Raw genomic sequence first — 25,540 nt, forward strand, 5'->3', positions numbered from 1 at the left:
CTGAAACGCTTGTCCGGCGGGGAATTCGGGTTTACGTGGCCGTTACAACCCAAGGGGTCAATGCTAACCTGAGAGCAAGACATACGACGACTTATAACACTTCGCATAGGCGTCGTCGGACTCGCCCGATCCATTGCCGTTCGAGGAGATACCCATGCCGACTGTCACGCCCTACCAGGCCTTACCCAACCGCTTCCGCCGCGCGGTCTGCGCCGGTGAAACCCAGATCGGCTGCTGGGCGTCGCTCGCCAGTCCGGTCGTCACGGAACTGCTGGGCGGCATCGGTTTCGACTGGATGCTGCTCGACGCCGAGCACGCGCCGAACGACGTGCTCACGCTGATCCCCCAGCTGATGTCGCTCAAGGACAGCGCGAGCGCGCCGGTGGTGCGGCCGCCGGCCAACGACAGCGTATTCATCAAGCGGCTGCTGGACAGCGGCTTCTCCAACTTCCTCGTGCCCTTCATCGAAAGCGCCGACGACGCGGCCCGCGCGGTCGCCGCGACGCGTTATCCGCCGCAGGGCATTCGCGGCGTGTCGGTGAGCCATCGCGGCAACCGCTATGCGGCCGTGCCCGATTACTTCGACATCGCCAACGACAACGTCTGCGTGATTGTGCAGATCGAGAGCCGCAAGGCCGTCGACGCGATCGACGAGATCCTCGCCGTGGACGGCATCGACGCGGTGTTCGTCGGCCCGTCCGACCTCGCGGCCGGCTACGGCCGGCTCGGCAACGCCAGCCATCCCGACGTGCAACAGGCGATCGCGCATGTTTTCGCGCGCGCGCAGGCGGCCGGCAAATCGAGCGGCATTCTCGCGCCGGTGCAGGCCGACGCGGAACGCTATCTGTCGATGGGCTGCCGCATCATTGCGGTGTGCGCGGACATGGGCATGTTGAAAAACGCCGCACAGACGGTTCAGAAACACTTCATGCAGAAACCGGCGGGCGAGGCCTGAACCCCGGCGCCAAGCCAGATACGGGCAGCAGCACGGCCGCCACGACATCTTCGGAGTATTCCATGCAAAAAGCAGGCTTTATCGGACTCGGCATCATGGGCAAGCCCATGGCCGCCAACCTTCTCAAGAACGGCGTCGCACTGGCCGCGTTCACGCGCAGCGGCGTGCCCGACGAACTCACCCAGGCCGGCGCCGTCGCGTGCGACAGCCCTGCCGCGGTCGCCGCGCAGGCCGACGTGATCTTCATCATGGTGCCGGACACGCCGGACGTCGAACGCGTGCTGTTCGGCGAACAGGGCGTGGCCAGCGCCTTGCGCGCGGGACAAACGGTGGTCGACATGAGCTCGATCTCGCCAATGGCCACCCGCGAATTTGCCGCGCGCGTGCGCGAGCGCGGCGCGGACTATCTGGACGCGCCGGTGTCCGGCGGCGAAGTCGGCGCCAAGGCCGGCTCGCTGACCATCATGGTGGGCGGTGAAAGCGCGACCTTCGACAGCGTCAAGCCGCTCTTCGACATGATGGGCAAGAACGTCACGCTGATCGGCGCGGTCGGCGCGGGTCAGGTGTGCAAGGTCGCCAATCAGGTGATCGTCGCCGCGACGATCGAGGCGGTCGGCGAGGCGCTGCTGCTCGCGTCGAAGGCCGGCGTCGATCCGGCGCGCGTGCGCGAAGCGCTGATGGGCGGCTTCGCGTCGTCGCGCATTCTCGAAGTGCATGGCGAGCGCATGACCAAACGCACCTTCGATCCGGGCTTCCGCATCGAACTGCATCAGAAGGATCTGAACCTCGCGCTGTCGACTGCGCAAGCGCTCGGCGTGTCGCTGCCGAACACCGCCACCTGCCAGGCGCTGTTCAATGCGTGCGTCGCGCATGGCGGCAAGGCCTGGGACCACTCCGCGATGGTGCGCGCGCTCGAAGTGCTCGCCAATCACGAAATCGGCCAACAGCCCGCTTAACGCCGCACGTTCCTGCTCGCCTTTCCACCGGTTCCTTGCAGATGGAGCCGTGGAACGGCGCGCGCTCACGCTTGTGCGTGTGAACCCATTGCCGTCGCCGCGCGTTCTTTACAAATAGTAAGGATCACTACCGATCGTGATTCTTGCTGTGGCAAAACGACACCGGCGACGGTCGTCCCATCAGCACCCACGATTACTGACAACGCCCGCAAAGGGCAAGGAGACATCCGTGACAACCCGGCATAAAAATAACGGCCAACGGAACGCATCGAGAAACCGCCAGCAGAGCGAACCGCACTCGCCGGCACGCCGCGCATTCATCGTGCTGGCTGGCACGTCCGCGGGCGCGACCCTGCTGGGCGGCCTGTCCGCTTGCGGCAGCTCCAGCAACGATTCGCCCGCTGCGCCGAGCGCACCGCCCGTGGTGCAGGACCCGATCTGGGGCTCGTCGGGCGCGGCCACGCAGATCATCGCGTCGCTGCAAGGCATCAACCAGTCGATGTTCCCCGCGCGTGATTATCTGGTCACCCAGTATGGCGCGCAGCCCTGCTCCGTGATCGCCGCGAGCAATCCGTACACGGGCTCGGCATCGCTCACGAGCCCCGGCTCGCAACAGACCAACGCCGCCAACTCGTTCGATTCGCGGCCCGCGTTTCTCGCCGCGATCCAGGCCTGCAATGCGGCCGGCGGCGGTCGCGTGGTCGTGCCGGCCGGCACATGGTATTGCGCAGGCCCGATCGTGCTGCTCAGCAATGTGAACTTCCACCTGAGCGCGAACTGCACGATCTACTTCAGCCCGAATCCCGCCGACTACGCGAAGGACGGCCCGGTGAACTGCGGCGCCAACGGCAACCTGTTCTATAGCCGCTGGCAGGCAAACGATTGCCTCAACTACGGCTCGCCGGTTTACGCCCGCAACCAGACCAACATCGCACTGACCGGCGAGGACGCCACCTCGGTGCTCAACGGCCAGGCGATGACGCCGTTCACCGGCACCGGCAACACCGCCACCTGCTGGTGGACCTTCAAGGGGTCGAGCGGCGCCTACGGCTGCGCGGGTTCGACGACGCCGTCGCAGGTCTATCTGAATCCGAACAACGTCGATCTGCGCACCGCCGCGCCGGGCATTTCCGACGCGCTCTATGCGCAGCTCACGAGCCCCACCACGCCGTGGCAAGAGGACGCGAACTACCTGCCCGCGCTGTCCGAGGCGGGCGTGCCGATCGCGCAGCGCATCTTCGGTGTCGGCCATTACCTGCGTCCGTGCATGGTCGAATTCCTCGGCTGCACCAACGTGCTGATGGAGAACTACACGACCAACAACACGCCGTTCTGGCAGCATCATCCGACCGATTGCAAGAACGTCGTGATCCGCGGCGTGACGACCAACAGCATCGGCCCGAACAACGACGGCTTCGATCCGGACGCGTGCGACAACGTGCTGTGCGACAACGTGACGTTCAACACCGGCGACGATTGCATCGCAATCAAGTCGGGCAAGGACCTCGACACGCAGTACGGCCCCGCGCAAAACCACGTGATCCAGAACTGCACGATGAACAGCGGCCACGGCGGCATCACGCTCGGCAGCGAAATGGGTGGCGGCGTGCAGAACATCTACGCGCGCAATCTGCAGATGCTCAACCAGAACTGGGCGACCAATCCGCTGAACATCGCGATTCGCATCAAGACGAACATGAATCGCGGCGGCTTCGTGAAGAACTTCTATGTCGATACGGTCACGCTGCCCAACGGCGTCGCGCTGAAAGGCTCGGGCTACGGCAGCGCATTGCTGCCGGGCAGTCCGATCAACGGCACGGTGCCGCTCGGCGTGGTCACGGCGACGGCAGCCAATCCGTCGGCGGCGCAAGGCGGCCTGATCACGTTCGACTGCGACTACCAGCCGGCCAACGACGCGATCCGCACCCGTCCGGCGGTCGTGCAGAACGTCAACATCTCGAACGTGCAGGCGAGCAACGTGACGCTCAACGGCGTGACCGGTTCGTGTTTCCAGGCGATCGTCGCGCAGGGACCGGTCGCGTTCGACTACAACGGCCCGACACCGGCGCCGACGGTTCCGGCGATCACTGGCGTCACGATATCGAACTGCAATCTGGGCACGGCGGTGAGCGCGGGACCGGCCAGTGCGAGCACGCCGGGGCCGATCTACGCATACAACGTCAACGGCATCGCGTTGAACAACGTGGTGATCGGCTCGACGACATACAACACGACGGTCGTCGATCAGCGGTAAGCGCATACGCGGCGGGGTGAGAGCGGGCGATCCGGCGATCAGTCGGTCTTTGCCCTGCCGCCGTGGACGCCGCGCATGCGCGTTCATGCGTGCACCACTCAGGCAGTCGCAGGCCGCGGGTGTGTGCGCGTCCAAGTGCATGTGAAACCGCAAAACGCGCGGGCAAAAAAAGCCGCTCCGAGGAGCGGCTTTCTTACAGGCAGACAGGGCGCAAAGCCCGTCGCAAGATCAGTCTTCCAGCAGCGACAGGTCGCGCACCGCACCCTTGTCGGCCGACATCACCAGCTTCGCATACGCCTTCAGTGCAGCCGACACCTTGCGCGGACGCGGCTTGGCGGGCTTCCACCCTGTCGCGTTCTGCGCTTCGCGGCGGCTCGCCAGTTCCTCGTCGGACAGCAGCACGTTGATCGTGCGGTTCGGAATGTCGATGCGAATCTTGTCGCCGTCGCGCACGAGGCCGATCGCGCCGCCCGCCGCCGCTTCCGGCGAGCAGTGACCGATCGACAGGCCCGACGTGCCGCCCGAGAAGCGGCCATCCGTCAGCAGCGCACAGGCTTTGCCGAGACCCTGCGACTTGATATAGCTCGTCGGATAGAGCATTTCCTGCATGCCCGGGCCGCCCTTCGGACCTTCGTAGCGCACGATCACGACGTCACCGGCCTTGACCTTGCCGGCGAGGATGTTCTCGACCGCCTCGTCCTGCGATTCGGTCACGTGAGCCGAGCCCTCGAACACGAGGATGCTCTCGTCGACGCCGGCCGTCTTCACCACGCAGCCGTCGAGCGCGATGTTGCCCGTCAGCACCGCGAGGCCGCCTTCCTTCGAGAACGCATGCTCGTACGAGCGGATGCAGCCCTCGGCGCGATCGAGATCGAGACTCGGCCAGCGCGTGTTCTGGCTGAACGCCACCTGCGTGGGAACGCCGGCCGGGCCCGCCATGTAGAAAGTCCGGACCGCTTCGTCCTGGGTGCGGACGATGTCCCACTGATCCAGCGCGTCCTTCAGCGTGGCCGCATGCACGGTCGGCACGTCGGTATGCAGCTTGCCGGCGCGGTCGAGCTCGCCGAGGATGGCCATGATGCCGCCCGCGCGATGCACGTCTTCGATGTGGTACTTGTTGGTGTTCGGCGCCACCTTGCACAACTGCGGCACGATGCGCGACAGACGGTCGATGTCGGTCATCGTGAAGTCGATCTCCGCTTCACGCGCGATCGCCAGCAGGTGCAGGATCGTGTTGGTCGAACCGCCCATCGCGATATCGAGCGTCATCGCGTTTTCGAATGCCTTGAAGCCCACCGCGCGCGGCAGAATGCTCGCCTCTTCCTGCTCGTAGTACTGGCGGGCCAGTTCGACGATGCGGCGGCCGGCGCGCTTGAACAGCTGCTCGCGGTCGGCGTGCGTGGCGACCACGGTGCCGTTGCCCGGCAGCGAGAGGCCCAGCGCTTCGGTCAGGCAGTTCATCGAGTTGGCCGTGAACATGCCCGAGCACGAACCGCAGGTCGGGCAGGCGGAACGTTCCACCTCGGCCACGTCGGCGTCGGAATAGGCCTTGTCGGCGGCGATCACCATCGCGTCCACCAGGTCGAGCTTCTTGAACTCGATGGTGCCGGTTTTGGGATTGGCGAGGCGCGTCTTGCCGGCTTCCATCGGGCCGCCGGACACGAAGATCACCGGAATGTTCAGGCGCATCGCGGCCATCAGCATGCCGGGGGTGATCTTGTCGCAGTTCGAGATGCACACCATCGCGTCGGCGCAGTGGGCATTGACCATGTACTCCACCGAGTCCGCGATGATGTCGCGGCTCGGCAGCGAATACAGCATGCCGTCGTGGCCCATCGCGATGCCGTCATCGACCGCGATGGTGTTGAATTCCTTGGCGACGCCGCCGGCGGCTTCGATTTCGCGCGCGACGAGCTGGCCCAGGTCCTTCAGGTGCACGTGGCCGGGCACGAACTGGGTGAACGAATTGACCACCGCAATGATCGGCTTCGAGAAGTCTTCGTCTTTCATGCCGGTGGCACGCCACAGGGAGCGCGCCCCCGCCATGTTGCGGCCGGCGGTGGAGGTTTTGGAACGGTATGCGGGCATCGTGGTTGTTGGAGAAATATCGCTGAAAAGAAGCGGGCCAAGGGAATAAAGGCCCCTCGCGCGCCCGTGCGAACAACCTTGTGAGCCGCGCTCCGGGCAAACTTCGCAATTATCCCACAGCACTTGATGACGTGCGGCTCGAGCGTGCCGCGCGGCGCCACGTAGGCGGCGCCGGGCGACGCGTGCGCGTGACGGAGGGGATGGCCTTTTGATGATCTGTTTCGTTTTCCTCGCGCCAATGCGTACGACGCGCCGCGCCGCGGCGTGCATCCGGAAAGAAGCCTCGTGAAGACTCGTGTCACCGACGCCGGGTGAAGCTCGCAGGCCCCGCCCGAAAAAAAACGGCGCCTCAGTGAAGAAAGCGCCGTTGTCTGCATGTCGAATCCAGCTGTATGTTCCGCCGGGTCCCACCCGCGGAACTCGCCATCACTTACTTGGCGGGGACCACATCACCGGCTCCGGACCAGCGCGGCTCAGGCGCCTTGTCGCTGCTTTTCGCGAGCAGGCACACCACGGCGGCGGCGATCAGATCGAACACGGCCAGCACGACGAACAGCGGGCTGTAGCCGATCTGCGTGACGAGCACGCCGAACAGCATCGTGAACGCCGCGGCGCCCAGATAGCCCGCCATGCCGCCCATGCCGGTCGCCGTCGCGACTTCGTTCTTGCCGAACATGTCGGACGTGATCGCGTACAACGCACCGGACAAGGTCTGGTGCGCAAAACCGCCGACGCACAGCAGCGCCACCGCCACATACGGACTTTGCACCAGGCCCACACACGCCGGTCCGATCATGAACAGCGCGCCGACGACGAACACCATCTTGCGCGACGTGAACAGCGACACCTTCGCGTACTTGTGGAACAGCGGGCTCAGATAGCCGCCGAGCACGCAGCCGATGTCGGCGGCGAGGAACGGCATCCAGGCGAACATCGCGACTTCCTTCAGGTTCATGTGACGCTCGGTCATCATGTACAGCGGAATCCACGCGTTGAAGGTCTGCCACGCCGGTTCCGACAGAATGCGCGGAATGCCGATCGCCCAGAAATCACGGCTGCCCAGCATCGCGCGCCAGCTGCGCTTGGGCGCGCCGGCCTCGGAGTGCTTCGCTTCCTGGCCGCTCAGGATGTAGTCGCGCTCAGTGGCGCTCAACATCTTCTGCTTGCGCGGATGCTTGTACATCACCATCCACAGCGCGCTCCAGACGATGCCCGCCACGCCGACGATCACGAATGCCAGTTGCCACTGGCCGCGCAACAGCGCCCAGACCACCAGCGGCGGCGCCAGCAACGCGCCGATCGAGGAGCCGATGTTGAACCAGCCGATCGCCACCGACCGCTCTTTCGCCGGAAACCATTCGCTGGTCGCTTTCACGCCGGCCGGAATGCCCGCCGCTTCAGCGAGGCCGAGCAGGCCGCGGAAGAACGCGAGACTGCGCCAGCCCGTCGCCCACGCGGCGGCGGCACAGGCCAGCGACCAGGCGAGCGCGAACGCCGCGAAGCCGAGCTTGGTGCCGACCGTGTCGAGCACGAAACCCGCGACCGGCTGCATGAACGCATAGCAAAGCTGCCACGCGACGACCACGTGAGCGTACTGCTCGGTGGTGATGTGGAGGTCCTTCATCAGCGTCGGCGCGGCGACCGACAGCGTATTGCGCGCGAGGTAATTGATGATGAGCCCGGCCGCGACCAGGCTGACCATCCACCAGCGGATGCCTTTGACTTTCATGACTGCGTCTCCTCGTGATGCCCGGCCAGTCAGACCGGCCGTGCCGCCTTGGCGGCCGATGCGTCCGGACCGCCGTCTGCGCGCGAATAATCGATGCCGACAAAAGCGCCGCCCTGGAAGCGTTGGCCAAAAGCGTCGAGCGGATTCGGGCGCGCCAGAATTTCAGCGGCGTAATCTTCGGAGTTCTGCGTCGGCTGATAGCCGAAACGCGCGGCGCCGCTGTTGTCCCACCAGCTGCGCGTGTTGGCCGACACGCCCCAGATGGTCAGGAAGCCGACGTCTTCGGCCTCGACGCAGCGGTCGAGGAAGTGCATCAGATCGCGATGGCCGAACCACGTGCTCAGGTGGCGCGGCTCGCTCGGGCGTTCGAGGCAGCTGCCGATGCGCACGCACACGCTTTCGATGCCGTGCTTGTCCCAATACATTCTGGCGAGCGCTTCGCCCCACACCTTGCTCAGGCCGTAGAAACCATCGGGGCGCAGTTCGCAGTCGAGGCTGAGCTTTTCGGTGACCGGATACATGCCGATCGCGTGATTCGAGCTGGCGAACACGATGCGCTTCACGCCTTGACGGCGCGCGCCTTCGTACACCTCGACCAGACCGCGCAGATTGTTCTCGATGATTTCGGGCAGCGGGCGCTCGACGCTCGTGCCGGCGAAGTGGATCAGCACGTCCACGCCTTCGAGCAGACGATCGACCACCGCCGGATCGCGCAGGTCGCCGTGCATCACGTCCTCGCCTTCGACGAGGGGTGTCAGGGCTTTCGAGCCTGCTGCCGAACGCAGCGGCGTGCCGCGCGCAATCATGGCAGCGCGTACGACGGAGCCGAGCTGGCCGCCGGCGCCACTCAGGGCAATCTTTTTCATAGGGGTTCCTTTCCTGCGTTGACTGCGCCGCGCGCGATCGAACTTGGGGGCAGCCAGCGGTGAAGCGGCGGTGATGCCACCTGCATAACACACGCTAGTTGTACGATAACGTACTATCGTCGAAGCCCGAGCGGATTTCAACCAGGCATTTACCCCTAGTCAAACTGCCAACAGAAACGCTTTGCCTTGATAAACAAGCAGCTAGTCGCGCTCTATTTATAAGATGTCGTATAACGTGCGCTAAACTTTTTTCTCTCGATGCCGTCATCCGCGCCGCGCGCGCTAAGCCGCCGGCGCAGCCACGCGCAAGCACGCGTAGACTTGCCCCCTTGTGCATCAGCGAATCACCGCGCCGCCGCCGTCACGTCATCGACGCGGCCTTCGAGCCTGCTTCATTTCAGCGCCGCACGTCACCATGCCCAACGCCCACTCCTCCGTGCAATCCGTCGCCATGCCGGCCGAATCCGCGGTCACGCGCCTGTACCACGCGCCGGATCTCGCCGACGCGTTCGCGGTTCGCCTGCCCGAGAACGCCATCGACGATCCGGAATTGCTGGCGCGCTTTGTTTTCGCGCATCAGGCGGGATGGGTCGGCAGACTGATGGGGTTGCGCGACGCGCTGGTCGCACGCTTCGGGCTCAAGACGACGAAGCAGTTGCGCACGGAAGCAGCGGCCGGCTCGCGGGAGCGCGTCGACATCTTCAGGATCTACACGCGCAGCGCGCACGAAATCATCCTCGGCGAGAACGACAGTCATCTGGACTTCCGGGTGTCGGTGCTGCAGCAAACGCGCCAGACGCGGGACGGCCGTTCGCGCTATCTGGTGCTGTCCACGGTCGTGCATTGCCACAACGGGCTCGGGCGCTTCTATATTCTCGCGATCGCGCCGTTCCACCGGATGGTGGTGCGCTCGGCATTGCGGCGAGCGGCGCGGATAGGCTGGCCGACTGATTCATTGCCTGGCCGGTGAACCGGTGAAAGTCGGTTCGGATGAGCGGATTGTCGGTTGATAACGGGTTGGGGGCGGTCGTTATGGGCCGTTTGCGGTGTGAGTTGTGTGGAGTTGCTCGCACCGAATGCGGGCGTTGCGCGCGAGTCGCGCGCGTGCAGTGTTGCTGTGGGAAACCGGGCAGTCGAGCGGTCCGCAGACAAGCCATCGCCGGAACCTCGGCCCCACCCCCGACAACCTAGTCCGCCTGCTCCTGCTGCTCCTGCACTTCGATCGCCTGCTTCACACGCAGCAATTGCGCGGCATGCGTCTTCTGATCTCTCTGGATGCGCTCGGTCGGCCCCACCACCGACAGCCCGTACCACTCGCCACCGATCCTCACCGCCACTGCAATCGCCGACAGCTCCGGCGCGCTCTCGCCGAGATTCGCGCACCAGCCCTGGGCTCGCGCCGCCGCCGCTTGCGCGACGAGCGCGGGCAGATCGGCCACCGTCGCCGCCGTAAACCGTTCGAACGACAGTTGCGCACCGAGCGCCTGCTGCGCCCCCGCGTCCAGTTCGCCGAAAATGGCCTTGCCGATCGAGTTCGCATACAAGGGCCGCAACTCGCCGGGCGCGCGCGTGTAGCGAATCGCCTTGGTCGACTCCACCACGTCGAGATACACCACGGCGGCGCCCTGAATCTTGCCGAGCACCGCGGTCTCGCCGCTCGCGTCGCGCAACTCGATCAGGCGCGGATGCACGATCTCGACCACCGGATCGACCGCATTGATCGCACTGGCGAGCATCTGCAAGCGCCGCGTCGGATAGTAGCCGCCGCGCTTCCTCACCTCGACCAGATAGCCGCGGCTCACCAGCGTGCGCGCGAGCGCGAGACAGCTCGACACCGGCACGTTCAGCAGACGCGCGAGTTCGGTAAGCGGCAGCGGCCGTTGCTCGGCGGCGAACAATTCGAACAGATCCAGCGTGCGGGCAACGAGTTTGACATCCATGGCGGTCGGGAGATACGTCAATACGACTTCGGCAAGCCCAGCACTTTCTCCGCGATGAAACACAGAATCATCTGCGGACTCACGGGCGCGAGCCTCGGAATCATACACTCGCGCAAATACCGCTCGACGTGATATTCCTTCGCATAGCCCATCCCGCCAAGCGTGGCGATCGCGGTCTGGCACGACTGGAACGCGGCTTCCGCGGCGAGATATTTGGCGGCGTTGGCTTCGGCGCCGCACGGCTTGCCCGCGTCGTACAGCGAGGCCGCCTTGAACACCATCAGGTTGGCCGCTTCGAGCTGCATCCAGGCCTGCGCGAGCGGATGCTGGATCGCCTGGTTCTGGCCGATCAGCCGGCCGAACACGACGCGCTCGTTCGCGTACTGCGTCGCGCGCCGCAATGCCGCCTGGCCGAGACCGACCGCTTCGGCGGCGATCAGGATCCGCTCCGGATTCAGGCCATGCAGCAGATAACGGAAACCGGCGCCTTCGTCGCCGATGCGGTCTTCGAGCGGCACGCGCAGATTGTCGATGAACAGCATGTTCGAATCGACCGCCTTGCGGCCCATCTTCTCGATCTCGCGCACTTCCACGCGCTCGCGATCGAGATCGGTATAGAACAGCGTGAGACCGTCGGTCGGTTTCCTGCACTGGTCGAGCGGCGTGGTGCGCGCGATGATCAGCATCCTGTTGGCGACCTGTGCGGTCGAAATCCAGATCTTGCGGCCGCTCAGCACGTAATGGTCGCCGTCGCGCACGGCCTGGGTTTTCAGATGCGTGGTGTCGAGACCGGCGTCGGGTTCGGTCACCGCGAAGCAGGCCTTGTCGCGGCCTTCGATCAGCGGCGGCAGAAAGCGCCGCTTCTGCGCGTCGTTGCCGAACACCTGCACCGGATTCAGGCCGAAGATGTTCATATGCACCGCCGACGCGCCCGACAACCCCGCGCCCGAGCCGCTGATCGTGCGCATCATCAGCGCGGCTTCGGTCATGCCGAGTCCCGCGCCGCCATACTCCGGCGACATCGCGATGCCAAGCCAGCCCGCGTCGGCCAGCGTGCGGTGGAAGTCGTGCGGAAATCCGCCTTCGCGATCCTTCGCGAGCCAGTACTCGTCGTCGTAACGTTCGCAAAGTTTTTCGATGGCGGCCTGGATCGACTGCTGGTCGTCGGTGAATTCGAAGTTCATGGCAATGTCCTGTGGAATATCTGCGCGTCGCAGAGCGCGCCCGGCATGCACAGCGCACGCGGCACGCGACGCTGCGCGCTCATAACGGAAATACGCTGACCAGCACCGCGGTCAAAACCATGATGACGGTGGCGGCGAAAAGAAACGGGATCGTGAATTTCTGGTGTTCGGCGAGTTCGACGCCGGTCAGCCCGACGATCAGAAACGTCGCGGGCGTCAGCGGGCTGACCGGAAAACCGGTCGTCATCTGCCCGAGCAAGGCGGCTTGTGCCATCTGGATCGGCGGCACGCCGAGCAGCTTGCCGCTTTCCGCGAGAACCGGCAGGATGCCGAAATAAAACGAGTCGGGATCGAACAGCAGGCTGAGCGGCATCGACACGAGCCCGAGCACGAACGGCATATGGCGCGCATGCTCGACCGGCACGTGCTGCACCATCACCTGCGCCATCGCCGTGAGCATGCCGGTGCCGGACATGATGCCGGTGAACGCGCCCGCCGCGAGCAGCACGCTCGCCATCATCAGCGCGGCCTTGGCGTGCGCGTCGATGCGCTCGCGCTGCTGCCTGACGTCCGGATAGTTGATGATCAACGCCGCGACCGTGCCGAGCATGAACATCACCATCGGATCGACGATGCCCCACACCAGCGTGACCAGCACGACCAGCGTCAAGACGATGTTGATCCAGAAACGGCCGGGGCGGCGCAACGCCTGCTCCGCCGCGCTCAACTCGCGCGGCGTCACCGCGACCGACGCGGCACTCGCACGGTCGAGGCCGAGACGCTTCTCTTCACGCTTGCCGAGCATATACGCGGTGCCGAACACGAAGATCAGGCCGACGATCTGCACCGGAATCATCGGATAGAAAATCACCGTGCCGGGGATGTGCAGCGCGGCCGACGCGCGCAGCATCGGCCCCACCCACGGCAGGAAATTCACGCCTGCGGCCATCGACGTGACGCACGCGAGAATCCGCTTGTCGATGCCGAGGCGCGTGTACAGCGGCAGCATCGCCGGCAGCGTCACGAGGAAGGTCACCGCGCCGGAGCCGTCGAGGTGAATCAGCAGCGCGAGCAAGGCGGAGCCCATCACGATGCGCGTCGGATGACAGCCCACCACCCGCAGCACGCCATTGATGATCGGATCGAGCATGCCCGCATCCGTCAGGATGCCGAAGAACAGAATCGCAAATACGAACATGCCCGCCACCGGGCCGATATTCTGCACCCCGTGCACGATGTACTTGCCCGTCGTGAGCCCGAAGCCTGCCACGAGCGCGGCCACGATCGGTACGACGATCAGCGCGACGAGCGGCGAGAGGCGCTTCGTGATGATCAACCCGAACAACGCGACGATCGCGACCGTGCCAATCAGCGCGAGCATCGGAAGGCTCCTTGCGTGCGGCCGATTTTGTCATCGGCGGGTGCTGCGAAAGCTGCCGGCGAGCGCCGTCCTGCGCGATTCATGCACATGCTGTCTCCTTCGCGGCATGGCGCCGCGCTGTGTTGTAGCGAGAGGGAAAGCCTGTGAAGCGCAAGCCGCTCCAGGCAGGCTCAAACAGACGGCGGCGTCAGCCGTCCGCCGGCGGCGTGCCGAACACCTGCCCGGCGTGCTCGTTCAGCGCAGGCGGCGCGCTGCGATAGGTGGCAGGCGTACGGCTCAGCTTGATCGGCGACGCAATGCCTTGGTACGAGCCCAGTTCGACCCGCATCGCGCGATGCGCCGTGTGCGGATGCTCCAGCGCCGCGCCGAGGCCGAGCACCGGCGCGCACGGCACGCCGCACCGGATCAGCGTGTCGGCGAGCAGTTCGCCCTCCCATTGGGCAAAGCGCGCTTCCAGTTGCGCGCGCAATTCGCGGCGATGCGCGCTGCGCTCCCGGTTGCTGGCGAAGCGCGCATCGGCGGGCAGAGACGGCGCGTCGATCACCGCACACAGTTGCGCAAACTGCGCGTTGTTGCCGACCGCCAGAAAAATATCGACGCTGCCCGTATGGAACATGTCGTACGGCGTGATGTTCGGATGCGCGTTACCGCTGCGCTGTGGTTCGTTGCCCGAGTAAAACCAGTTCGGCGTATGCGGATGCAGAATCGACAACGCGCTATCGAACAGCGTCGATTCGACGAACTGGCCGCGCCCACTCGTCTCGCGTTCGCGCAGCGCCATCAGGATGCCGAGCGCCGCGTTCAGGCCCGTGACCAGGTCGACGATCGGCACGCCGATGCGCAACGGCGCACCGCCCGCTTCACCGTTCACGCTCATCATCCCGGTGAGAGCCTGCACCGCCGCGTCGTAGCCCGGCAATGCGCCGAGCGGGCCGTCCGCGCCGAAGCCCGACACGCGGCAATGCACGAGCCGCGGAAACCGCGCCTGCAAGGCGTCGTAGCCGAGCCCCCAGCGCTCCAGCGTGCCGATCTTGAAGTTTTCGACCAGCACATCGGCGCTGTCGAGCAGATGCAGCAGCTTCGTGCGCTCGCTTTCCTGCGTCAGATCGAGCGCCACACCCCGCTTGTTGCGGTTCACGCCGAGGAAGTACGACGCCGTGTCGCCGTCGAACGGCGGGCCCCAGGTGCGGGGTTCGTCGCCGTTGGGCGGCTCGACCTTGATCACGTCGGCACCGTGGTCGGCAAGGATCTGCGTGCAATACGGGCCACCCAGTACGCGTGACAGATCGACGATGCGAAGGCCCGCGAGCGAACCTGGCGTGAGATTGAGCAAGGCTTGTCTCCTGTTGGCCGGCTGAAGTAGCAGCGGCCTTTAATTCCTGTGTATGAATAAAACTTTATGCCCAGGAAATATCGAAGTCAAGCGGCTCGCGGGCAAACACCAGGGCCGAGCCGCGCGCGCAAAGGTGACGGGGTGCATTGCTGCAGCGCGGTCTATTGACGCAGTTACGGCGCGCGCACGCAGAATTCGCACACGAAGACAATCAGGAAAACTTGATACTCATCAAAGGTTTGCCGCCAAAAAACATAAAAACGGCTTAAAACAAGGCGGTTTTTTGACGCACGTCGCGGCGCAGCAAAATTGTTCCCTATCCCCTACTCTTGCGCCATCTGCCAGCCGCAGTGCGCACCGACACCGGTCGACGCGCGTAGTCCGCTCCCGCGGCCATCACGCACAACACGCTCATGAACTCCGCAATATCGGCATTCGATCTCGCCCGCATTCAATTCGCGTTCACCGTCTCTTTTCACATCGTGTTTCCGGCGCTCAGCATCGGCCTCGCCAGTTTCATCGCCGTCCTCGAATGGCGCTGGCTGAAGACCGGCAAGGCGTACTACAAAGATCTTTGCCTCTTCTGGTCAAAGATCTTCGCAGTGGCCTTCGGCATGGGCGTCGTCTCCGGCGTCGTGATGAGCTATCAGTTCGGCACCAACTGGTCGGGCTTCTCCAGTTTCGCGGGCCCTGTCACCGGGCCGTTGCTGATGTACGAAGTGATGACCGCGTTCTTTCTCGAAGCGGGCTTTCTCGGCATCATGCTGTTCGGCTGGCAACGCGTGAGTCCGCGTGCGCACTTCGGCGCCACGCTGATGGTCGCCATCGGCACGCTGATCTCGACCTTCTGGATTCTCGCCTCCAATAGCTGGATGCAAACGCCGCAAGGCTTCGAAGTCGTGAACGGCCACGTCGTGCCGCTCGACTGGTTCAAGATCATCTTCAATCCGTCGTTCCCGTACCGGCTCGCGCATATGGCGCTCGCGGCGTTCATCGTCGCGGGGCTGGTGGTGGCGGCCGTGGGCGCATGGCATCTGCTGCGCGGACGGCGCGATCCGGCCGTGAAGAAAATGTTCTCGATGGCGCTGTGGCTGCTGTTGATCCTCACGCCGATCCAGGCATTCGTCGGCGATCAGCACGGCCTGAACACGCGCGAATATCAGCCGGCGAAGATCGCCGCGATCGAAGGCCTGTGGGAGACCGAGAAAGGCGGCACCGCGCTGAACCTGTTCGGCATTCCCGACATGAAGGCGGAGACGACGCGCTACGCGGTGTCGATTCCGCACCTGGGCAGCCTGATCCTCACGCATAGCTGGGACGGCGAAATTCGCGGCCTCAAGGAATTCCCGCCGCAGGATCGTCCGAACTCGACGGTGGTGTTCTGGAGCTTTCGCATCATGGCCGGGCTCGGCGTGCTGATGATCGTGATGTCGCTCGCCGCCTGGGTGCTGCGCCGCCGCGGACGTCTGTTCGAATCGACGTGGTTCCAGCGCTTTGCCGTCGCGATGGGGCCGACCGGGTTCATCACGCTGCTGGCCGGCTGGGTCACCACCGAAGCGGGCCGCCAGCCGTGGGTCGTGTACGGCGTGATGCGCACGTCGCAAGCCGTGTCGCCGCTGACCGCGCAGCAGGTAGGCATCTCGTTGATGGCCTTCGTGGTGGTCTACTTCCTCGTGTTCGGCACCGGCATCTACTACATGCTCAAACTGATGCGCTCGGGTCCGGCGTTGCCGGGACACACGCCGCACGGCGTGCCGCGCCAGGAGCCGAATCAGACCGCGCGCCGCCCGCTGTCCGCCGCCGATCAGATGATCGACGCCGCGTAAGCCCCATCGTCACCCAACCACTTGCGAGAAAGAAAATGGATGTAACCGTCGTGTGGGCCGCGATCATCGCGTTGGGCCTTTTCATGTACGTCGTGCTGGACGGCTTCGATCTGGGCATCGGCATCGTGTTCCCGTTCTTCCCAGACGAGAAGGAGCGCGACCTGATGATGAACACCGTTGCGCCGGTCTGGGACGGCAACGAGACCTGGCTCGTGCTCGGCGGCGCCGCGCTGTTCGCGGTGTTTCCGGTGGTGTATTCGACCGTGCTGTCCGCGCTGTATCTGCCGCTGATCTTCATGCTGGTGTGCCTGATCTTTCGCGGCGTGTCGTTCGAGATTCGCGCCAAGGCCAATCGCACGAAGCATCTGTGGGATCTCGCGTTCATCGGCGGCTCGGCGGGCGCAACGTTCTTCCAGGGCATCGTGCTGGGCGCGTTCCTCCAGGGTATTCCGGTGATCGACGGCGGCTATGCCGGCGACGCATTCGGCTGGCTCACGCCGTTCAGCCTGCTCACGGGCCTCGGGCTCGTGGTCACGTATGCGCTGCTCGGCTGCTGCTGGCTGGTGGCGAAGACCGAAGGCGATCTGCAACGACGGCTGCATCGCGTGGTATGGCCGCTCACGCTGGTGCTGCTCGGCTTCATCGCGATGGTCAGCCTGTGGACGCCGCTGCAGGACCCGACGATCGCGCAGCGCTGGTTCCACGACAACCTCTTCTATCGCCTGTTGCCGGTGCCGTTTCTCGTAGCGGTCTGCGCGTTCCTCATGCATCGCGCGGTGCGTGCGCGGCATCACACTACGCCGTTCGTGCTCGCGCTGCTGCTCGTGCTGCTCGGCTACGCGGGGCTGCTGGTGAGCCTGTGGCCGTATGCGATTCCGTCGAGCATGACGCTGTGGGAAGCGGCCGCGCCGCGCTCGAGCCAGACCTTCACGCTGGTCGGCGCGGCGGTGATTCTGCCGATCATCATCGCCTATACGACGATGGGTTACTGGGTATTCCGGGGCAAGGTGCGCCATGACGACCAACATCACTATCACTAAGCACAACGGCTCGAACAGTTCGAACGAGGCGCTTGCCGGCTCCCCGCCGCGGCGGCGCAAACTGCCCGGCTGGCTGTGGTTCATCGCGCTGTGGTGCTTCGGCGTGGCCTCGGCGATGTCGCTCGGTTTCGCCTTCAAACTGCTGATGAATGCGACGCTATTTGCAGTCAAATAGACGCGGCCGGCACGCGTTTTCATCCTCCGCGCATAACCTGTTCGATCTTGCGCGGAGAGCTTCAAAAAAGGCTCGCGCGGCTCGTCTACGTAGCAAGCCGGAACCTATGCGCGGGAGACCTGCCTTACACATCACGTGGCGCATCGAACCAGCCGGCGAGTACTCATAACGCGCCACCAGCGCGGCCAGCCGGAAGGCGCGCCGCGCCACCGATCGGCGCAGGAAACGCGGGGTAGCCGGCCATGATGCGGTTCACGAGGACAGAAGTAAAACGAGACCCCACTACGGCGGTAGTCCACAACGGGCAGGCCCGACTCGCGGAGACATCATGAAGTTTCTTGTGGCCGACGACCATGAACTGATCCGGCAAGGCGTCAAGGGCATGCTGCGCGGTTTCGATCCCGACGCCCAGTTCGACGAAGCCGATAGCTGGGAAACCCTCGCCACCGCCGCGCGGCCCGACGCCGATCACGATCTGGCGATCGTCGATCTGCATATGCCGGGCATGACCGGCGCGTCGTCGCTCGAAGTGCTGCTGAAGGCGAATCCGGCGCTGCCGGTGGTCGTGCTGTCCGCCGAGGAATCGCCGGACGAAATGCGCGCGGTGCTGGCCGCGGGCGCGCTCGGGTTCGTGCCGAAGCGGCAGCCCGCGAGCGTCATGCTCAAGGCGATCGAACTCGTGCTGTCGGGCGGCGCTTATGTGCCGATGGAAGCGCTCAGCCTGCTCGGCTCGCGTGATGCGCAAGGGGCGGCGGCAGGCGCCGGGTCGATCGCGCAATCCGCTGCACAACCGGCGTCCGGTCAGGGCGGCGCCACGCTGACCGAGCCGATTACCCAGGTGCCGGCCTTGCAGCCGCATCAGCAGCATCTGCTGGAAAACCTGTCGCCGCGTCAGCAGGACATCATGCGGCTCGTGCATCGCGGCTGGACCAACAAGATGATCGCCCGCGACCTGGGGGTCGCCGAGGGGACGGTCAAGGTGCATCTGTCGGTGATTTTCCGGGCGCTCGGCGTGCACAACCGGTCGACCGCGATTGCGGTGATCAACGGCTGGCTGGAGGCGGGGAAGACTTTGTAGGCCGGACGCTGGCCCACCCTGCCGTTCCTACTTCTGCGGTTCGCTCTCGGAGCGCGTCTGCGAGCCGCCGGCGGCGCCGCGCGATGAATCACCCGCCGCATCTCCTGCCGCGCCCCGCGCCACGCCCGCATCGCCACCCGCTCCACCCTCGCGCAACGTGGGCGTCGCCGCCACCCGTCCCCGATCCAGCTCCGCCTGCTGCCACAGCATTTCCAGCGTGCGCCGCAAACGCGCGGGCGTCACCGGCTTATGCAGCACCGGAATGCCCTGCAACGCGAGCGCCGCCAGTTCCGCCGAGGCCATATCACCCGTGATCAGCAAGGTCACCACGTTCTCGTGCCCCGCGCGCGCGAGCACAGCGCGCACCGCCGTCAGCGCCTGCGCGCCGGTGCGGTGATGCGCGAGCTGGTAATCGCACAGCACCGCGTCCGGCACGAAACCGCCGGCGAGCGCCGCGAGCGCCTCGGCCTCGTCGCGCGCGCCGAGCACGTCGCAACCCCAGCGCCCCAGCAGACTCGCGAGCCCTTCGAGGATCGACGGTTCATCGTCGATACACAGCACGCGCCGCCCTTGCGCCGACGGACCGCCCGCCACCGCTTCGTTCAGGCTCGCGACAATGCCGCCGGCGTCGCCCGCCTGAACCGGAAAGCGGAACACGGACCCGCGTCCGGGCGCGGAACGCAGTTGCAACTCGCCGCCGAGCATCCCGACCAGCCGCTTCACCGTCGGCAAGCCAAGGCCGTGGCCCTGGCGCGCGTCGCGCTGTGGATTCGCGACCTGATAGAACTCTTCGAAAATGCGCTCGTGCTCGTCGGCCGGAATGCCGATACCCGAATCGCGCACTTCGATATAACCGCCCGTCGGCCGCCCCGCGCGGCGAAAGCCGAGCCAGATCGCGCCGTCCTCGGTATAACGCACCGCGTTCGACAGCAGATTGCTCAGCACGCGCTCGAGCAGCACCGGATCGTCGTACACGACCATCGTGGTCGGCGCGATGCGCAGCGCGAGCCCTTTCGCCGCGGCCTGCGGACGGTACTGGCTACCCACCCGTTCGAATAATTCGGAGAGCCGGAAGTGCAGCCGGATCACCTGGGTCACGCCGCTTTCGAGCCGCGCGAGATCGAGCACCTGATTGAAGAGCTGATTCAAGGCCTCGACGTTGTAGACGATGTGCTCAGCGGTTTTCGCGTGCTGCGCGGGCGTCGCCGTGGTGTCGTTGAGCGACGCCGCCAGCAGTCCGATCGCGTGCAGCGGCTGGCGCAGATCGTGGCTCGCGGCCGCGAAAAAGCGCGTCTTCGCGAGGCTCGCCTCTTCGGCAACGTGTTTCTGCGCTGCCAGCGATTCCGCCAGGTACTGCTGATCGACCCGCGCCTGCACGACCTGGCGGAACAGCTTGCGATAGCTCATCGCGTAGACGTTGATCGCACAGAAGAAAAACGCGAGGACGATCGCGAGTATCGTGCGGTCGAACGTATGCGAGCCGAAGTGCAGCACGATCGACGGAAACAGCAGGAACGGAATCGCGGTCGAGAAGTTCAGCAGGTCGAAACCGTTCGACATGAACACGCCGGCCGCCAGCGTCACGAGCAGGACCGTGTGCAGCAAGGGCAAATCGCTCTGCGGGACCTGGAACGCGAACCACACCGCGAGGCCGGGCGCGCTGTACAGCAACACGCCGCGCAACGCGTGCAGGTAGATCCAGTCGCGCGGCGAGAAAAACTGCGGATAACGTCGATTGAGAATCCACAGCGCGAGGCCGCCGCAATTGGCCGCCGCATAAAAACCGAAACACGCGACGAACAGCGACGGCGACGGAATTCTCGGCCAATAGATCGCCACCAGCACCGCGATCGAAAACCAGTGCGAAAAGAAAGCGATCGGGTCTTGCGCGTACAGCACGCGCACCAGGTCTTCGTCGATGGCACGCTGGATCGGGTCGGCCCGCATTGCGCGGTCTCCTTGTCGGGCACGGCAACTTCGGTGAAGGGGCGCGCAAGCCTGGCGCCGCGGGCAGCCGCAGCGGTACAGGCCGGGCGTGGCGCGCCGCAGGAGCGCTGCGGGCACGGCAGGGTCGTGCAACACGGTGCGGCGGTTGCGCGGGGCGATTGTCCGCTGCTGCGCAGCGCCCTCTCGTCAGACGAATGGCAGGTTTCTCGTCAGAAGGTTTACCCGGCAGTTTACCCATCAGCTACCACTTAATCCATATAGGCGAAGCAGTTGCCGCGAACCATACTGAACTCACATTCCAGCGCGGCTTCAACGCTCCACGCTTCACCCGCCGGCCCGCAGCCAAGGCTCACCGCGCTCTTCGCCTTACCCCTGACGGAGGTTTTCATGGGCGCAGTTCCGAGCTACGAGTTCGTCCGCAATCTCGACGATGCGATCCTGCCCGATCTGTGGCGTCGGCGCACCTGCCTGTCCGCGGACGAAATGGTGTCGATGGTCGAGCTGGTCAAGCGGGCGCTGCGCACCTATCACCCGCTGGAATTGCAGGCGCTCGGCGAGGACAAGGAAGAGCTGGTCGCGCAGTTCATCTACGCGAAAGTACTGCGGCTCGCGCCGGGCCACACCGAGACCCATGCCTGCGCCGACAGCGCGCCGTCGAACGGCTACGCGGTGTGCGCGTATTTCCGCCGCTATCTGATCGACTGTCTGCGCAGCGCGGGCCATCAACGCAACGTGTCGATGGAAACCGAAGGCATGGCGCAGGAAATCGATCTGCGCGCCCATGCGCTCGAAGACCCGGTGGAAAGCGTGCTGCTGCAATACGGCCTCGACGAACAGCGCGTGCGGCTCGCCGCGCGCGAGTTCATCGACGGTCTCGACGAGCCCGAGCGCATCGTGCTGGCCGGCAGCCTCGGCTGGTGCTCGGAAGGCAAAGGCGGCCTGTCGGCCGTCGCGGCTCAGCATCGGGTGCCCTCCTATCACTATCGCGCCGTCAAACTCGGCGTCACGATGAAAAAGACGGCCGGCGCCGAAGATTTTTCCAATACCAAGATCGGCCGCTGGCTCACCGACGTGCTGGGGATCGCCATCGACATCGACAACCGCGCGGTCATTCTGCTCGCGCTGAATCTGCTTGCCGCCGAATCGAGCGACAGCGAATTGAATGAAGTGGCCGCATAACAGAGACGGGGCGCGGCGTTGGCAGCACGCGACGCGCCCTTGACATCGCGCATTGCGCACTCCGCGCTTTTTTTGTCGCCCCGCACGACCTACGATAAAAAAGCCGCGGCCGCGCACCGTCTTCCTTCCGAAGTCCGGCGTCCCCTTCCCCGCATTCGATTCCAGACGAGGTGGTCCTGATGAACCGCTTATCGAGCGCGCCGACGGCGCTGAAAGGCCATTACGACGTGGTCGTGGTAGGTTCGGGCTACGGCGGCGCGATTGCCGCGAGCCGCATGGCACGCGCGGGCCGCAGCGTGTGCGTGCTCGAACGCGGGCGCGAATTCATGGCCGGCGAATTTCCGCGCACGCCGTTTCAGGGCGCCACGCAGATCCAGTACAACACCGCCGCCGCGCAAATCGGCTCGCCGCTCGCGCTGCTCGAAGTGCACGTCAACGAAGACGTGAACGCGGTGGTCGGCTGCGGTCTGGGCGGCACCTCGCTGATCAACGCGAACGTCGCGCTCGAAGCCGACCCGCGCCTGTGGGACGATCCGCGCTGGCCGGCCGCGCTGCGCGCCGACAAGACGGGCCGCGATCACGGCTATTCATTGGCCCGCGCGATGCTGCAACCGTCGCCGGTGCCCGCCACCTTTCCCACGCTGCCGAAATTGCAGGCGCTCGAGAAATCGGCCCAGGCGCTCGGCATGGCCGACCGCTTCAGCCGCCCGCCGATCACCGTGACCTTCACAACAGGGGCGAACGCCGCGGGCGTCGATCAGAAAGCTTGCGTGGGTTGCGGCGATTGCAATTCGGGTTGCAACTACGAAGCGAAGAACTCGACGCACATGAACTATCTGCCCGATGCGGTCGCGCACGGCGCGCAGATCTTCACGGGCGCCGCGGTGCATGCGGTGACGCGCGAGACCGGCCCCCAGAAATGGAAGGTCGGCTTCCAGCTCGTCGCGCTCGGACGCGAAAACTACGACGCGCCCGATCTGTTCGTGAGCGCCGACATCGTCATCGTGGCGGCCGGCACGATCGGTTCGACGGCGCTGCTGCTGCGCTCGCGCAAGGAAGGGCTGAGCAGCTCGGACATGCTCGGCCGGCACTTCACCGGCAACGGCGACGTGCTCGCCTTCGCCTACAACACCGACGATCCGATCAACGGCGTCGGCTGGGGCTCGCACGAAGAAGGCGAGATTGCGCCGGTCGGGCCGACCATCACAGGCCTGATCGACCATCGCAACACCGCGAACGTGAAAGACGGCTACGTGATCGAGGAAGGCTCGCTCGCCGGGCCGCTCGGCGCGGCGCTCGTCGGCATGCTCGGCGCAGCTGCGCCGCTCGAAGGCGTGGACGTGGGCGGACCGCGCTCGCTGCATGAGCGGCTCGCCTACGACGCGCGCGTGATCGGGAGCCTGCTGCGTGGCCCGTATCACGGCGCGCTCCACCATACGCAAAGCTACCTGGTGATGGCGCACGACGACGAGAGCGGCCAGATCGGCATCGACAACCGGGGCCGCGCGCGCATCGCATGGGACAACGCGGGCCGCCAGCCGATCTTTCAAACGATCGAAGACGCGCTGAAACAGGCGACCGTGCCGCTCGGCGGCAAGTACCTGCGCAATCCGATTTCCACGGAGATCGTCGGCAACCGGACCGTCACCGTACATCCGCTCGGCGGCTGCGGCATGGGCGAGGACGCCGAACGTGGGGTGGTCGATCACCTGGGCCGCGTGTTCAGCGGCACGGCGGGCAATGCGGTGCATGACGGCCTGTATGTGATGGACGGCGCGGTGATGCCGATGTCGCTCGGCGTCAATCCGCTTCTGACCATCTCCGCGCTCGCCGAACGCAATTGCGCACTGCTCGCGGCCGCGCACGGCTGGTCGATCGACTATCAGTCCAAGGGCAGCGCGGCGACGCCGCCTGCCGAAAAAATCGGCCTGCGCTTCACGGAAACGATGGTCGGCACATACACGCCGAACGGCCCCGGCCTCACAGGCGAGCCCGCCACGAGTCCGATTGAGTTCACGCTGACTGTCGAATCGGACGACCTCGCCGATATGCTTGGCAATCCGCAGCATCTCGCCCGCACCGCCGGCACGCTGACCTGCCCCGCGCTCTCGGCACAACCGATGACGATCACGGACGGTACGTTCAACCTGTTCGTCGTCGACAGTTCGGACGTGGACGAGCGCGACATGAACTATCGCATGACGCTCAACGCCGCAGACGGAAAAACGTACTACCTCGCCGGTCAGAAGATCATCACACGCACGTCGCCGGTCAATCTGTGGGAGCAGACCAACACGCTCCATGCCGAGCTTCGCGACGCGCCGCAAGCCGACGCGCCGGTGATCGGCAAAGCCACGTTGATCATCACGCCGGAGAACTTCCTCAAGCAGCAACGCACGCTCGAAGTGACCCACGCGCCCGATCTGGAGACCCGCCTCGAATGGACGCTGCAGTTCGGCAAGTTCTTCGCGGGCGTGCTGTTCACCGAATACGGCGGCGTGGCCGGGCCGTTGCAATACTTCGACCCGAAGACGACCCCGCGTCTGAAACGGGCGCTGCGCGCGCCGGCGCCGCAGATCTTTTTCTTCGATACACCCGACGGCACGACCCTGCGGCTCACGCGCTATGTCGATCCCGCGCGTAAAACGGCGCGTCCGGTGCTGCTGATTCACGGCTCGGGCGTGTCGAGCCGCATCTATTCGACCGATCTGATCGCGACCAACATGGTCGAGTATCTTTGCGCGGCCGGCTACGACGTGTGGCTCGTCGATCTGCGCGTCAGCATCGAGATGCCGAGCGTGCTGGTGCCGACCAATGTCGACAAGGTGGCTTGCGAGGATATCCCCGCCGCCGTCGCGAAGATCCGCGAGCTGACCGGCGCGCAACAGATACAGGCGGTCGGCCATTGCCTCGGCGGCCTCGCGTTGAGCATGTCGCTGCTGTCCGGACTCGAAGGCGTGCGCTCGGCGGTCATCTCGCAGGTATCGACGCATCCGGTGCCCGGCACGTTGCAGAAGATCAAGGCCGGCCTGCATATCCCCGACATCATGCAGTATCTGAAGGTGCGCGATCTCACTGCGTACACGCAGGACGACACGTGGCCCGGGAATCTGCTCGACGAAGCGCTGCGGCTTTACCCGATCGATCACGACGAAGGCTGCGGCAACCCGATCTGCCATCGCGCGACCTTCCTGTACGGCCTGCTCTACGAGCATGAAAAACTCAACGAGACACTGCATGCGAATCTGCAGGAATTGCTCGGCGTGCATGACGTCGAGGTCTTCAAACATCTGGCGACGATGGTGCGCGCGGGCAAGGTCGTCGATGCCGACGGCAAGGATGTCTACCTCACGGGCACCGACGGCATGAAGGGGCTCGCGGGCATGCGCCTGCCGATCGGCTTCATCCATGGCGACAGAAACGAAACCTATCTGCCGCAAAGCACTGAGCTCACTTTCGATATGCTCGTGAAGCACTTTCCCGAACAGCCCTACGAGCGGCATCTGATTGCGGGTTATGGGCATATCGACTGCATCTTCGGCAAGAACGCGTCGGTGGATGTTTATCCGGTGATTGCGCGGTATCTCGACGCGCATTGACGGCGATCGG

Annotated in this window: 19 protein-coding genes; 10 read left to right on the top strand and 9 right to left on the bottom strand. The window is 65.1% G+C overall.

The window, feature by feature from the left end:
* Positions 1-154: 154 nt before the first annotated feature.
* The 3 genes from garL (at position 155) to ACZ9H4_RS26970 (ending at position 4,165) form a co-directional block, all read left to right on the top strand.
* Positions 155-955 (top strand): 2-dehydro-3-deoxyglucarate aldolase, encoded by an 801-nt coding sequence (garL, locus tag ACZ9H4_RS26960; RefSeq protein ID WP_408146727.1) that lies wholly within the window; start codon positions 155-157, stop codon positions 953-955.
* On the top strand, positions 874-1,911 hold the full coding sequence (locus tag ACZ9H4_RS26965) for a 2-hydroxy-3-oxopropionate reductase (RefSeq protein WP_476121724.1): 1,038 nt from the start codon (positions 874-876) through the stop codon (positions 1,909-1,911). Before garL ends, ACZ9H4_RS26965 begins: the two co-directional genes overlap by 82 nt.
* A gap of 229 nt (positions 1,912-2,140) precedes the next feature.
* Positions 2,141-4,165: a glycoside hydrolase family 28 protein gene (locus ACZ9H4_RS26970; protein WP_476121726.1), complete on the top strand. Its 2,025-nt coding sequence runs from the start codon at positions 2,141-2,143 to the stop codon at positions 4,163-4,165.
* 228 nt (positions 4,166-4,393) lie between these two features.
* Here ACZ9H4_RS26970 and ilvD read toward each other — a convergent pair whose 3' ends face one another.
* The 3 genes from ilvD to ACZ9H4_RS26985 all read right to left on the bottom strand — a co-directional run bounded on the left by ilvD (position 4,394) and on the right by ACZ9H4_RS26985 (position 8,848).
* Positions 4,394-6,253, bottom strand: a complete 1,860-nt coding sequence (ilvD, locus tag ACZ9H4_RS26975; protein ID WP_408146721.1) for a dihydroxy-acid dehydratase — start codon at positions 6,251-6,253, stop codon at positions 4,394-4,396.
* Between the two features lie 430 nt (positions 6,254-6,683).
* Positions 6,684-7,982, bottom strand: a complete 1,299-nt coding sequence (locus tag ACZ9H4_RS26980) for an MFS transporter (protein ID WP_408146719.1) — start codon at positions 7,980-7,982, stop codon at positions 6,684-6,686.
* 29 nt (positions 7,983-8,011) lie between these two features.
* Positions 8,012-8,848 carry an NAD-dependent epimerase/dehydratase family protein gene (locus ACZ9H4_RS26985; protein WP_408154994.1) on the bottom strand — a complete coding sequence of 279 codons (837 nt, stop codon included), beginning with the start codon at positions 8,846-8,848 and terminating at the stop codon, positions 8,012-8,014.
* 415 nt (positions 8,849-9,263) lie between these two features.
* On the opposite strand from ACZ9H4_RS26985, the gene ACZ9H4_RS26990 reads away from it, so the two are divergent.
* Positions 9,264-9,818: a DUF2867 domain-containing protein gene (locus ACZ9H4_RS26990; protein ID WP_408146715.1), complete on the top strand. Its 555-nt coding sequence runs from the start codon at positions 9,264-9,266 to the stop codon at positions 9,816-9,818.
* A 217-nt stretch (positions 9,819-10,035) separates the two neighbouring features.
* On the opposite strand, the gene ACZ9H4_RS26995 is transcribed toward ACZ9H4_RS26990, so the two are convergent.
* The 4 genes from ACZ9H4_RS26995 to ACZ9H4_RS27010 form a co-directional block, all read right to left on the bottom strand.
* Positions 10,036-10,788: an IclR family transcriptional regulator gene (locus tag ACZ9H4_RS26995; protein WP_408146713.1), complete on the bottom strand. Its 753-nt coding sequence runs from the start codon at positions 10,786-10,788 to the stop codon at positions 10,036-10,038.
* Between the two features lie 17 nt (positions 10,789-10,805).
* Positions 10,806-11,972: an acyl-CoA dehydrogenase family protein gene (locus tag ACZ9H4_RS27000; RefSeq protein ID WP_476121729.1), complete on the bottom strand. Its 1,167-nt coding sequence runs from the start codon at positions 11,970-11,972 to the stop codon at positions 10,806-10,808.
* Between the two features lie 79 nt (positions 11,973-12,051).
* Positions 12,052-13,353, bottom strand: coding sequence for a CitMHS family transporter (locus tag ACZ9H4_RS27005; RefSeq protein ID WP_408154986.1), 1,302 nt, complete (start codon positions 13,351-13,353; stop codon positions 12,052-12,054).
* Positions 13,354-13,540: 187 nt separating this feature from the next.
* Positions 13,541-14,686: a CaiB/BaiF CoA transferase family protein gene (locus ACZ9H4_RS27010; RefSeq protein WP_476121732.1), complete on the bottom strand. Its 1,146-nt coding sequence runs from the start codon at positions 14,684-14,686 to the stop codon at positions 13,541-13,543.
* Positions 14,687-15,099: 413 nt separating this feature from the next.
* On the opposite strand from ACZ9H4_RS27010, the gene ACZ9H4_RS27015 reads away from it, so the two are divergent.
* The 4 genes from ACZ9H4_RS27015 to ACZ9H4_RS27030 all read left to right on the top strand — a co-directional run bounded on the left by ACZ9H4_RS27015 (position 15,100) and on the right by ACZ9H4_RS27030 (position 18,805).
* Positions 15,100-16,512, top strand: a complete 1,413-nt coding sequence (locus tag ACZ9H4_RS27015; RefSeq protein ID WP_408154982.1) for a cytochrome ubiquinol oxidase subunit I — start codon at positions 15,100-15,102, stop codon at positions 16,510-16,512.
* 35 nt (positions 16,513-16,547) lie between these two features.
* Positions 16,548-17,552, top strand: coding sequence for a cytochrome d ubiquinol oxidase subunit II (gene cydB, locus ACZ9H4_RS27020; RefSeq protein ID WP_408146704.1), 1,005 nt, complete (start codon positions 16,548-16,550; stop codon positions 17,550-17,552).
* Complete coding sequence (locus tag ACZ9H4_RS27025) at positions 17,527-17,727, top strand: hypothetical protein (RefSeq protein ID WP_408146702.1); 201 nt, start codon at positions 17,527-17,529, stop codon at positions 17,725-17,727. Before cydB ends, ACZ9H4_RS27025 begins: the two co-directional genes overlap by 26 nt.
* Positions 17,728-18,055: 328 nt before the next feature.
* On the top strand, positions 18,056-18,805 hold the full coding sequence (locus ACZ9H4_RS27030) for a response regulator transcription factor (protein WP_408146700.1): 750 nt from the start codon (positions 18,056-18,058) through the stop codon (positions 18,803-18,805).
* Positions 18,806-18,832: 27 nt separating this feature from the next.
* Here ACZ9H4_RS27030 and ACZ9H4_RS27035 read toward each other — a convergent pair whose 3' ends face one another.
* Together ACZ9H4_RS27035 and ACZ9H4_RS27040 are read right to left on the bottom strand one after the other, a co-directional pair.
* Positions 18,833-20,752, bottom strand: a complete 1,920-nt coding sequence (locus ACZ9H4_RS27035) for an ATP-binding response regulator (RefSeq protein WP_408146699.1) — start codon at positions 20,750-20,752, stop codon at positions 18,833-18,835.
* Between the two features lie 248 nt (positions 20,753-21,000).
* A complete protein-coding gene (locus tag ACZ9H4_RS27040) occupies positions 21,001-21,141 on the bottom strand; it encodes a hypothetical protein (RefSeq protein ID WP_408146697.1) in 141 nt (46 codons plus the stop codon).
* On the opposite strand from ACZ9H4_RS27040, the gene ACZ9H4_RS27045 reads away from it, so the two are divergent.
* Together ACZ9H4_RS27045 and ACZ9H4_RS27050 are read left to right on the top strand one after the other, a co-directional pair.
* Positions 21,140-21,931 (top strand): hypothetical protein, encoded by a 792-nt coding sequence (locus tag ACZ9H4_RS27045; protein ID WP_476121736.1) that lies wholly within the window; start codon positions 21,140-21,142, stop codon positions 21,929-21,931. The genes ACZ9H4_RS27040 and ACZ9H4_RS27045 overlap by 2 nt on opposite strands.
* 179 nt (positions 21,932-22,110) lie before the next feature.
* Complete coding sequence (locus ACZ9H4_RS27050) at positions 22,111-25,530, top strand: alpha/beta fold hydrolase (RefSeq protein ID WP_476121738.1); 3,420 nt, start codon at positions 22,111-22,113, stop codon at positions 25,528-25,530.
* Positions 25,531-25,540: the final 10 nt, after the last annotated feature.

It is taken from the genome of Paraburkholderia sp. TE9906, from assembly GCF_056279605.1.